Source organism: Phenylobacterium sp. (assembly GCF_030693805.1).
In the GTDB taxonomy this organism is placed as follows: Bacteria; Pseudomonadota; Alphaproteobacteria; order Caulobacterales; family Caulobacteraceae; genus Phenylobacterium.
The window spans coordinates 1-10,566 of sequence record NZ_JAUXZW010000058.1; the positions used below are offsets into that span (position 1 = coordinate 1).

The 10,566-nt window shown below is 68.5% G+C and carries 10 protein-coding genes and 1 other RNA gene; 8 read left to right on the plus strand and 3 right to left on the minus strand.

The genetic code is table 11. The features are described 5' to 3' along the window. Nucleotides 1-483: glyceraldehyde 3-phosphate dehydrogenase NAD-binding domain-containing protein (locus Q8M88_RS02335; RefSeq protein ID WP_305594639.1), on the minus strand; the 483-nt coding region annotated here is incomplete at its 3' end. Nucleotides 484-600: 117 nt separating this feature from the next. Beyond that, nucleotides 601-2,574 (minus strand): transketolase, encoded by a 1,974-nt coding sequence (gene tkt, locus Q8M88_RS02340; protein ID WP_305594640.1) that lies wholly within the window; start codon nt 2,572-2,574, stop codon nt 601-603. 163 nt (nt 2,575-2,737) lie between these two features. Between tkt and Q8M88_RS02345 the strand changes: the two genes are divergently transcribed. From Q8M88_RS02345 to Q8M88_RS02380, 8 genes are all read left to right on the plus strand, one after another. Beyond that, complete coding sequence (locus Q8M88_RS02345) at nt 2,738-3,034, plus strand: DUF4164 family protein (protein ID WP_305594641.1); 297 nt, start codon at nt 2,738-2,740, stop codon at nt 3,032-3,034. Between the two features lie 5 nt (nt 3,035-3,039). After that, complete coding sequence (locus Q8M88_RS02350; protein ID WP_305594642.1) at nt 3,040-3,366, plus strand: cell division protein ZapA; 327 nt, start codon at nt 3,040-3,042, stop codon at nt 3,364-3,366. A gap of 31 nt (nt 3,367-3,397) precedes the next feature. After that, complete coding sequence (locus tag Q8M88_RS02355; protein WP_305594643.1) at nt 3,398-4,609, plus strand: class I SAM-dependent methyltransferase; 1,212 nt, start codon at nt 3,398-3,400, stop codon at nt 4,607-4,609. A gap of 2 nt (nt 4,610-4,611) precedes the next feature. Beyond that, nucleotides 4,612-6,831 carry a tetratricopeptide repeat protein gene (locus tag Q8M88_RS02360; RefSeq protein ID WP_305594644.1) on the plus strand — a complete coding sequence of 740 codons (2,220 nt, stop codon included), beginning with the start codon at nt 4,612-4,614 and terminating at the stop codon, nt 6,829-6,831. A 36-nt stretch (nt 6,832-6,867) separates the two neighbouring features. Next, nucleotides 6,868-7,029, plus strand: a non-coding RNA gene (gene ssrS / locus Q8M88_RS02365) — 6S RNA. Between the two features lie 31 nt (nt 7,030-7,060). Then, on the plus strand, nt 7,061-7,636 hold the full coding sequence (locus Q8M88_RS02370) for a 5-formyltetrahydrofolate cyclo-ligase (protein WP_305594645.1): 576 nt from the start codon (nt 7,061-7,063) through the stop codon (nt 7,634-7,636). A gap of 9 nt (nt 7,637-7,645) precedes the next feature. After that, the gene (locus tag Q8M88_RS02375) at nt 7,646-8,485 is read left to right on the plus strand and encodes a TIGR00282 family metallophosphoesterase (RefSeq protein WP_305594646.1); all 840 of its coding nucleotides are present in this window, start codon (nt 7,646-7,648) and stop codon (nt 8,483-8,485) included. Between the two features lie 65 nt (nt 8,486-8,550). Beyond that, nucleotides 8,551-8,901 carry a phage holin family protein gene (locus Q8M88_RS02380; protein WP_305594648.1) on the plus strand — a complete coding sequence of 117 codons (351 nt, stop codon included), beginning with the start codon at nt 8,551-8,553 and terminating at the stop codon, nt 8,899-8,901. A gap of 104 nt (nt 8,902-9,005) precedes the next feature. Here Q8M88_RS02380 and groL read toward each other — a convergent pair. Then, nucleotides 9,006-10,566: chaperonin GroEL (gene groL, locus Q8M88_RS02385; RefSeq protein ID WP_305594647.1), on the minus strand; the 1,561-nt coding region annotated here is incomplete at its 5' end.

Here is a 10,566-nt window from a genome sequence, read left to right on the forward strand (position 1 = left end):
GATCGGGGCCAGGCAGTTCGTGGTGCAGGACGCGTTGGAGACGATCAGGTCGGCGGCGGTCAGGGTTTGATGATTGACGCCGAAGACGATGGTCTTGTCGGCGTCGTCACAGGGCGCGCTGACCAGCACGCGCTTGGCGCCGGCGTCCAGGTGAGCCTTGGCCTTGTCCTTCGAGGTGAACAGGCCCGTGCATTCCAGCGCGATGTCGACGCCCAGCTCGCGATGCGGCAACTCGGCCGGATTGCGGATCGCGGTGACCTTGATCTTGCCCAGGCCCACGTCGATCGAGTCGCCGTCGACGGTGACCGTTCCCGGGAACCGACCGTGCACGCTGTCGTAGCGTAGCAGGTGGGCGTTGGTTTCCACCGGGCCCAGGTCGTTGATCGCCACCACCTCGATGTCGCGGCGCGCGTGCTCGACGATCGAACGCAGCACCAGCCTGCCAATGCGGCCAAAGCCGTTGATCGCGACGCGAACGGTCATATCGAGGGTCTCCTGACAGACGACGGCCGTGATGCGGCCTGTTGATTGCGCGAGGCTTTCTTCGGGCGGGGACGCTCTAAGTCAACCCCTGGCGCGCCGCGCGAAGGGCCTGCGGGGTCACGCGAGCTTGCGCTTGACCACATCCGCGACCGCCTGAGCCGTCAATCCGAAATGCTCGTATAGCTTCTCGCTGGGCGCGCTGGCGCCGAAGCCGGTCATGCCGACGAACACCCCGTCCTCGCCGATGAACCGTTCCCAGCCCATCTTCACCGCGGCTTCGACGGCCACCCGCACCGGCGCTTCGCCGATGACGCCGGCGCGGTAGCCGGCGTCCTGCGCCTCGAACAGCTCCCAGCAGGGCACCGAGACCACCCGCACGCTGATCCCCTCGGCCTCGAGCAGGTCGCGCGCGGCGACAGCGATGGAGACCTCGGTGCCGGTGGCGAAGATCGTCGCGCGCGCCGCACCCGAGGCCTCGCGCAGTTCATAGGCGCCGCGCGCCGACAGGTTCTCACCCGCTGCTTCTGTGCGCACCGCCGGGACCTTCTGCCGCGACAGCGCCATGATCGACGGTGTGGATTTCGACTGCAGGGCGAGCTTCCAGCACTCGGCGGCCTCGATGGCGTCGGCCGGGCGGTAGACGTTGAGGTTGGGGATCGCGCGCAGCGAGGCCAGGTGCTCCACCGGCTGGTGTGTCGGGCCGTCTTCGCCCAAGCCGATAGAGTCGTGGGTCATCACATGCACCACGCGAACGCCCATCAGCGCCCCCAGGCGGATCGCCGGGCGGCTGTAGTCGGCGAAGGTGAGGAAGGTGCCGGAATAGGGGATCACCCCGCCGTGCAGCGCCATGCCGTTCATCGCCGCGGCCATGCCGTGCTCGCGCACGCCATAGTGGACATAGCGCCCGGCATAGTCTGGCTGGTCGAACGGGACCATGCCCTTGACGAAGGTGTTGTTGGATCCGGTCAAGTCCGCCGATCCGCCGACCATCTCGGCCACCGCCGGGACGATCTGCTCCAGCGCCGAGCCAGAATGCACGCGCGTGGCGTTGGCGGGCTTGGTGGCGACCAGCTCGGACATATAGGCGTCGAGGCGCGCAAAGGCGTCGGCCGGAAGCTCGCCCTGCACGGCGCGTTCGAACTCGGCCTTTAGCGGTGCGCGGGAGAGCTTGGTCTCCCAGGCGCGGCGGGGCTTGGCGCCGCGCCTGCCGGCCGCGCGCCAGGGCTTCAGCGCCTCTTCCGGCGTCACGAACGGCTCGTGCGACCAGCCCATGGCGCGGCGCGCATCGGCGATCTCGTCGTCGAACAGGGTGTATCCGTGGCTATGCGGATCGCCTTCCTTCCGGCCCGCGCCCTTAGAAATCTTGGTGCGGCAGGCGATCATCGTCGGGCGGCTGCGGCGCGTAGCCCAGCGCAAGGCGCCCGCGATCTTCCCGAAATCGTGGCCGTCGACGACCTTCACCGCCCAACCCGCCGCCTTGAACCGCGCCACCTGGTCGCCGGACTCCGAGATCGTCGCCTCGCCATCGATGGTGGTGTTGTTGTCGTCGAAGAGCACCGTCAGCTTGGCGAGCTTCAGCCTGCCCGCCAGGCTGATCGCCTCATGGCTGACGCCCTCCATCAGGCAGCCGTCGCCGGCGATCACCCAGGTACGGTGGTCGACCAGGTCATCGCCGAAGCGGGCGGCCATGTGCCGCTCGGCCATGGCCATGTCGACGGCGGTGGCGATCCCCTGCCCTAGCGGCCCTGTGGTGGTCTCCACGCCTGGCGTGTGCCCGTACTCCGGGTGGCCAGGCGTGTTCGAGCCCAGCTGCCGAAAGTTGCGGATCTGATCCATGGTCACCGCTTCGAACCCCGTGAGGTGCAGGAGGGCGTAGATCAGCATCGAGCCGTGGCCCGCCGACAACACGAAGCGGTCGCGATCGGCCCACTCCGGCGCCGAGGCGTCGTACTTCAGGAACTTCGTCCAGAGCACCGTGGCGACGTCGGCCATGCCCATGGGCATGCCTTGGTGGCCTGATTTCGCCTTATGGACGGCGTCCATTGAGAGCACACGAATAGCGTCGGCCATCGTCTGAAGGGGAGCGGACATCGAAGGGCCTTGCGCAGACTCGTTAATGGGTGCGGGAAGCGCGCGCGGCGTCGCACGCGCACGCGTGAGGGTCAAGGCGCGCTCCCCTGCGGCTTACGCGCGCTACGGGCTTCCGGTCGAACGCCCACGCGGTCTATAGATTAACCACAGCAAGGAGCGTGGAATGATCCGAGAGGCCATCGGCGAGAACGCCCTGGACCAAGCCGCACGACGGCTTGAGCGGGCCGTGACGCTGCTGGAACAGCAGCAGGCGCAGCGCGTTCCCTCGGCCGAGGCCGAGACGGACGCCGCGTTCGCGCAGGACCGCGCCGCGTTGGCGGCGGAACTGGATCAGGCCCGCGCCCGCGAGCGCCAGCTCGAAGAAGCCGGCGCCGAAGCCTCGGCCGCGCTCGGACGCGCGATCACCGAGATCCGCGCCGCCCTGGACGGCCAGACGCCGTCCGAACCGACGGAGGCTTGAAGACCATGGCTCAGGTGACCATCGAGGTGAACGGCCGCCCCTACGCCGTTGGCTGTGCGGACGGCCAGGAACAGCACCTGCGCGAACTGGCGGAGATCTTCGACCGTCAGGTGCGCCAGGTGTCGCAGGACATGGGCCAGCTCGGCGACACCCGCCTGCTGCTGATGGGCGCCCTGCTGCTGGCCGACGAGCTGGCCGACGCCAAGGGCCGCCTCGCCGCCCAGCAGGCCGAGCTCACCCGCCTGCGCACCGACCAATCCCGGGTCGAGACCCGCGCCGTTCTCTCCCTGGAGAACGCCGCCAAACGCATCGAAAAGCTCGCCGGCCTTTGATCGCCGGGCCGCGCTCGGGGCTCGCTTAAGCTTGCAGCCTTCGCTCGTGCACGCGCCCTGCCCGGTGTGCGGCCATACGGTGGCCGCGGACTTCTTCGACGGCGGCCTGCAGCCGCTCGCCACCCTGGGCTGGCCGCAGTCAGCCAGCCAGGCCAGCGGCATGAGCCGGCTGCCGCACCAGTTCGTGCAGTGCCCGGCCTGCTCGCATGTGTGGAACCGCGGCTTCCGTTACGACGCCGTACCCTATCGCAGCAGCCCGAACCGGATGTTCAACGACGGATCGATTTGGCGCGGCCATCTGGCCGAGACCAGCGAGCGGCTGCTGGCGCTGTTGCCGCAGAGCCCGTCGATCGTCGAGATCGGCTGCGGCGAGGGTCATTTCCTGCGTGGTCTGGCGCGCGCCAGCGGCGGGACGGGGCGCTTCGTCGGCTTCGATCCCAGCACGCACGCCTCCACCGCGCCTGACCTGGAATTCCATGCGCGATTGTTCGAGCCATTGTCCGACATGGCGGCCTACGCGCCGGACGCTGTGGTGATCCGCCATGTCATCGAGCATCTGACCGAGCCCGCGGCGCTGCTGGAACAGTTCGCCTGGGCGGCCTCGCGACTTGAGCGGCCGTGCTGGATGTTCGTCGAGACGCCCTGTATCGACCGGGTGTTCGAGACCGCGCGGCTTGTGGATTTCTTCTACGAGCACGCCTCGCATTTCACGACGCAGTCCTTCCGCACCATGATGGCGCGGGCCGGCGAAGTGGTGGAACTGGCTCACGGCTACGACGGGGAGGTGGTCTACGCCCTGGTTCGACTGGGCGTCCCGCAGGAGCGCCTGGCGCAGGCCGCTGCGGCCCAGGCCTTCCGCGCGCGCGTCGCCGACAGTCGCGCCAAGGTGCGGGCCCAGCTCGATGCGCTGGCGCACGAGGGGCTGACAGTGGCGATCTGGGGCGGCACCGGCAAGGCGGCGGCCTTCATTCATCAGTTCGGCGCCGACGCGGAGCGCTTCCCCCTTGTGGTGGATTCGGACCCCGAGAAAGCGGGCAGCTTCGTTCCAGGCGCGGGCCAGGAAATCGTCTTCCGCGACGTGCTGAAGGATCGTTTGATCGATGTGGTGATCGTGCCGAGCCAGTGGCGCGCCCGCGACATCCTGGCGGAGATGGACCGCGAGGGTATCCGCGCCGAGCGCCTGCTGATCGAGCATGAGGGTCGGCTCGTGGACTTCGTCCGCGACGCTCACGGCTACCGCTAGCCGTGGCGGGGCGCGGCCTGCGCAGCGAACACGTGCTCGCCGAGGCGGTGAACCACCACCGCGCGGGTCGGGTCGACGAGGCCAGGCGACTCTACGCCGCAGTGCTGAAGCTCGCGCCAAAGCATCCTGACGCCAACCACAACCTCGGCGCGCTGCTGTTGCAGGGCGGATCGCCTCAGGCTGCGCTGCCGCACTTCCGCGCGGCGTTGAAGGCCAACCCGGCGATCCCTCAGTTCTGGCTCAGCTACATCCAGGCGCTGAGCGACGCAGGCCAGATCGACGAGGCGCGCGAGACTCTCGCCAAACGCCGCACGCTCGGCCTGAGGGGGCCCGCAGTCGAGGCGTTGGAGGCGCGGCTCGCCCAGGCGCTTCCGCCTGCCGAGGTTGAGGCGGTGATTGCCGCGTTGCGTGAGAGTCGCCCTGGCGAGGCCGTGGCCTTGGCGCAGGATCTCACCTACCGATTCCCGCAAAACAGCTTTGGGTGGAAGGCCTACGGCGCCGCGCTGACCACGTTAGGCCGGGCCGCTGAGGCCGTGCCGGCGCTGGAGAAGGCGCTGACCCTGGCGCCCGCAGAGTCCGACGCGCATCACAACCTGGGTCTGGCGATGAGCGCGCTGGGTCGGCTGGTGGACGGCGAGGCCAGCTTTCGCCAAGCCGTGGCGCTGAACCCCCAGTGGGCCGATCCGCAGCTGGAGCTCGGCGTCCTGCTGTTCCGTCAGGACAGATTGCCGGAGGCCGAGGCCACGTTCCGCGAGCTGCTGCAGACGCATCCCGACCATGCGCGCGCCCACGGCAACCTCGGTGCGGCGCTTAAGGGCCTGGGACGCGCGGCCGAGGCGGAAGCCAGCATCCGCCGTGCTCTCGAACTGCAACCCGAGTCCGCCGACGCCCTGTGCAATCTCGGCGTCCTGCTCAAGGACGTGGGCCGACTGGCCGAAGCCGAGGCCTGTTATCGCCACGCGCTGGAGATCGACCCGCAGTTGATCGAAGCCCGCAGCAACCTGCTGCTGGTGCGCAACTACATGCCGCGCGAGACGCCGCAGGCGCTGCGCGAGGAAGCTGAGCGCTTCGGCCGCATCGTCGCTGGGCGCGCGACGCCGTTCTCCACCTGGACCGTCGATCCGAACCCGCAACGGCTACGGGTCGGCCTGGTGTCGGGCGACCTTCGCGATCATGCGGTGGGATTCTTCCTGGAGAGCGTGCTGCACCACATCGACCCGGCGCGCGTAGAGCTGGTCGCCTATCCGACGCGACCGGGCAAGACCGACCTGACGCACCGCATCCGGCCGCGGTTCGCCGCCTGGACCCCGATCCATGGGCTCGACGACGCCGCCGCGGCCAGCCGCATCCGCGACGACGGCGTACATTTGCTGATCGATCTGGCCGGGCACACCGGGCACAACCGCCTGCCGCTGTTCGCCTGGAAGGCCGCGCCGGTGCAGGCCACGTGGCTCGGGTATTTCGCCACCACTGGGATAAAGGAGATCGACTACGTCATCGGCGATCCCTGGGTGCTTCCCGTCGGCGAGGCCGATCATTTCGTCGAACGCCCGTGGCGACTGCCCGACTCCTACCTCTGCCTGACGCCACCCGTGGCCGCGCCGGACGTGGCCCCGCTGCCGGCGCTGAAGGGCGAAGGCGTCACCTTCGGGTCCTTCAACAACCTCACCAAGCTGAACGACCCCGTGGTGGCGCTTTGGGCCTCAATCCTGAAGGCGGTCGATGGCTCGCGGCTGTTCCTGAAGACCGTCCAGTTCGGATCGCGGAAGACCACCGACGAGACCTTGGACCGCTTCGCCGTCCACGGCGTTCCCGCAGACAGGCTGATCCTGGAGGGCCCCTCGTCGCGCGCCGACCTGCTGGCCGCCTACGGCCGCGTCGACATCGCCCTCGATCCGTTCCCTTATCCCGGCGGGACCACCAGCGCGGAGGCCGCCTGGATGGGCGTACCGGTGATCACGCTGCGCGGCGACCGTTTCCTGTCCCACGTCGGCGAGAGCGTGGCCCGTAACGCCGGTCTCGCCGACTGGATCGCACAGGACCAAGCGGAGTACGTGGCCATGGCGTTCCGGCGGGCGGCCGACCTCCCGGCGCTTGCGACTGTGCGCGCCGGCCTGCGCGAGCGTCTTGGCGATCAGCCGCTGTTTGACGCCGCGCGGTTCGCTGGGGATCTGCAGGACGCGCTGTGGGGAATGTGGGACGTGCGGCGTCAGGCCGGTTGAGAACCGCCGCCCGACGCACTACCTTGGATCTTGGCGGGTCTGCTGCGGCTCGCGTCGAAGGCCAAATTCCCGGGGACCTTAATTCACCTCTAAGGGAGCTGTCCCTGGCCGGGTCCGTGGACCCGGACACACGGCGCCCACCTGTCTACAGCAGGTCCGAGGGGAATTTAACCACCTTCACGGCTCTCGCGGCGCCGCCACCCATCCACTTTCCTGCTATGCGTGGCGCGTGGATCCCTCGCAAACCGACAAAGCCGCCCTTCGCGCGCGGATGCGCACCCTCCGCGCCGAGCTGGCGCGCGCCGGGCCGCGTGCCGGCGAGATCGCCGCCGCCGACCTGCCGATGGAGCGCCTTCCCGCGTTCGCGATGTTCTCCGGCTACCACGCCTCGGGCTCGGAGATGAACCCCAGCGCGCTGATCCGCCGGATCAGCCAGACCGGCGCGATGTTCGCCCTGCCGGTGGCGCTTGCGAAAGACCAGCCGCTGATCTTCCGCGCCTGGGAAGCGGACATGGACCTGGAGCCGGACGCCGTGGGCGTGCCCTCGCCGCCGGCGTCAGCCCCCGAGCTGCATCCTGACCTGGTGATCTGTCCGCTGCTCGCGTTCGACCGCCGTGGCGGGCGCCTGGGACAGGGCGGCGGCCATTATGATCGCACCCTGGCGAACCTACGGGCGTTGAAGTCGGTTTTCGTACTCGGCCTCGCCTACTCCGGGCAGGAAGTGGACGCGGTTCCGATGGGCGAGCATGACCAGCGTCTGGACGCCGTGCTCACCGAGACCGGCTATTTCGAAGTAAAGGCCTAGGGCGCGCGCATGAGATTTGCCTTCTTTGGGGATGTCGTCGGGCGTTCCGGCCGCGAGTCGGTGGCCGACCACCTGCCAGCCTTGCGCCGGCGGCTGGGGCTGGAGTTCGTCGTGGTCAACGCCGAGAACGCCGCCGCCGGCTTCGGCATCACCGAGAACACCGCACGCGAGCTGTTCGACTCCGGCGCCGACTGCCTGACGCTGGGCAACCACGCCTGGGACCAGAAGGAAGCGCTGACCTACATCATCCGTGAGCCGCGCCTGGTGCGGCCGCTGAACTATCCGGCGCTCACCTACGCGCCCGGCCGCGGCGCGCAGATGTTCGAGACCGACGCCGGGCGTCGCGTGCTGGTGATCAACCTCCTGGGTCGGGTGCACATGGATGCGCTGGACGACCCGTTCTCCTCGGTCGACCGCGAGTTGGAGGCCTGCCCGTTGGGGTCCGCGGCGGACGCGGTGATCGTCGACATGCACGCCGAGGCGACCTCGGAGAAGATGGCCATGGGCCACTTCTGCGACGGGCGCGCCAGTCTGGTGGTCGGCACCCACACCCATGTGCCGACGGCCGACGCGCAGATCCTGACCGGAGGCACCGCCTACCAGACAGACGCCGGCGCCTGCGCCGACTACGACAGCGTCATCGGCAACCAGAAGGAAGAGCCGCTGCGCCGCTTCACCACGCGCATCTCCGGCGGCCGCTACAAGCCGGCTGAGGGTCCGGCCACGCTGTGCGGCGTGTTCGTGGAGACCGACGACGCCACCGGGCTGGCGCGCCGCATCGAGCCGATCCGCGTCGGCGGGCGGTTGTCGCAGACGGTGCCGTCCCTGGAAACCGTCGCCGGAGAGTGATTGCGCCGGCGCCCACGGCGCGGCACGCTCAAGCTTGGGTTCACGCTGGAGACGTCGTCGCGATGCTGGTCCGCTTCCTCATACGTGCTCTGATCGCCGCGCTTGGCCTGTGGCTGGCCGCCGCCCTGATCCCCGGCGTCAGCTATTCCGGCGTCGGCAGCCTGATCGTCGCGGCCCTGCTGCTGGGGATCGTCAACGCCTTCGTGCGCCCGGTGGTGTTCGTGCTCACCCTGCCGCTGACCCTGGTGACGCTGGGCCTGTTCCTGCTGGTGGTGAACGCCGCGATGATCGGGCTGGTGGCGCTGCTGCTGGGCGGCTTCACCGTCGACGGCTTCGTGCCAGGCGTGCTGGCCGCGATCGTCACCGGCGCGGTGAGCTGGGTCGGTCACCTGGTGCTGGGCCTGGGCAAGAGGTAGCGGTTTCGCCGCAGGCGAAAGACGGAAGCGGCGAACGGCGCAAAGAAAAAGGGCGGAGCCTTGCGGCCCCGCCCCTCATTCTCAAGTCGACTGGAGACGTGGACTTAGAAGTCCATGTCGCCCATGCCGCCGCCCGGCATCGCCGGGGCGCCGCCGCCCTTCTTGGGGGCCTCGACGATCGCGGCTTCCGTGGTGATCAGCAGGCCGGCCACCGAGGAGGCGTCCTGCAGAGCCGTACGCACGACCTTCGCCGGGTCGATGACGCCGGCCTGGACCATGTCGACATACTCTTCCGTCTGGGCGTTGAAGCCGAAGGTGGGCGAGCTGTTTTCCAGAACCTTGCCGACCACGATCGAGCCTTCCACGCCGGCGTTCTCGGCGATCTGACGGATCGGAGCCTGCAGCGCGCGACGCACGATGGCGACGCCCGCTTCCTGGTCGTCATTGTCGCCCTTGAAGCCGTCGAGAACCTTCGAAGCCTTCAGCAGAGCGACGCCGCCGCCGGGGACGATGCCTTCTTCCACGGCCGCGCGGGTCGCGTTCAGGGCGTCGTCGACGCGGTCCTTCTTTTCCTTCACTTCGACTTCGGTCGAGCCGCCGACGCGGACCACCGCAACGCCGCCGGCGAGCTTGGCCAGGCGTTCCTGCAGCTTTTCCTTGTCGTAGTCGGAGGTCGTGTCTTCGACCTGACGCTTGATCTGGGTGATGCGGCCTTCGATGTCGGCCTTGTCGCCCGAACCGTCGACGATGGTGGTGTCGTCCTTGGTGATCTGGACCTTCTTGGCCTTGCCGAGCATGTCGAGGGTGACGTTCTCGAGCTTGATGCCAAGGTCTTCGCTGATCAGCTGGCCGCCGGTGAGGATGGCGATGTCTTCCAGCATCGCCTTGCGGCGATCACCGAAGCCCGGAGCCTTGACGGCCGCGACTCGCAGGCCGCCGCGCAGCTTGTTGACCACCAGGGTGGCCAGGGCTTCGCCTTCGACGTCCTCGGCGATGATCAGCAGCGGACGGCCCGACTGCACGACGGCTTCCAGAACCGGCAGCAGCGGCTGGAGCGAGGCCAGCTTCTGTTCGAAGAGCAGGATCAGGGGCTCTTCGAGCTCGACCTCCATCTTCTCGGCGTTGGTGATGAAGTAGGGCGACAGGTAGCCGCGGTCGAACTGCATGCCTTCGACGACGTCCAGCTCGGTTTCCAGCGAGCGGGCTTCCTCGACGGTGATGACGCCTTCGTTGCCGACCTTGGCCATGGCCTTGGCGATCATCGCGCCGACTTCTTCGTCGCCGTTCGCCGAGATGGTGCCGACCTGGGCGATCTCGGCGTTGGTGGTGACCTTGCGCGAGGAGTTCTTGATCTCTTCGACGATCTTGATCACGGCCTTGTCGATACCGCGCTTCAGATCCATCGGGTTCATGCCGGCCGCGACCGACTTCAGGCCCTCGACCACGATCTCCTGGGCGAGCACGGTGGCGGTGGTGGTGCCGTCGCCGGCCTTGTCATTGGTCTTGGAGGCGACTTCGCGGATCAGCTGAGCGCCGAGGTTCTCGAAACGGTCGGCCAGTTCGATTTCCTTGGCGACCGAGACGCCGTCCTTGGTCGAGCGCGGAGCGCCGAAGGACTTTTCGATGACCACGTTGCGGCCCTTGGGGCCCAGGGTCACTTTTACG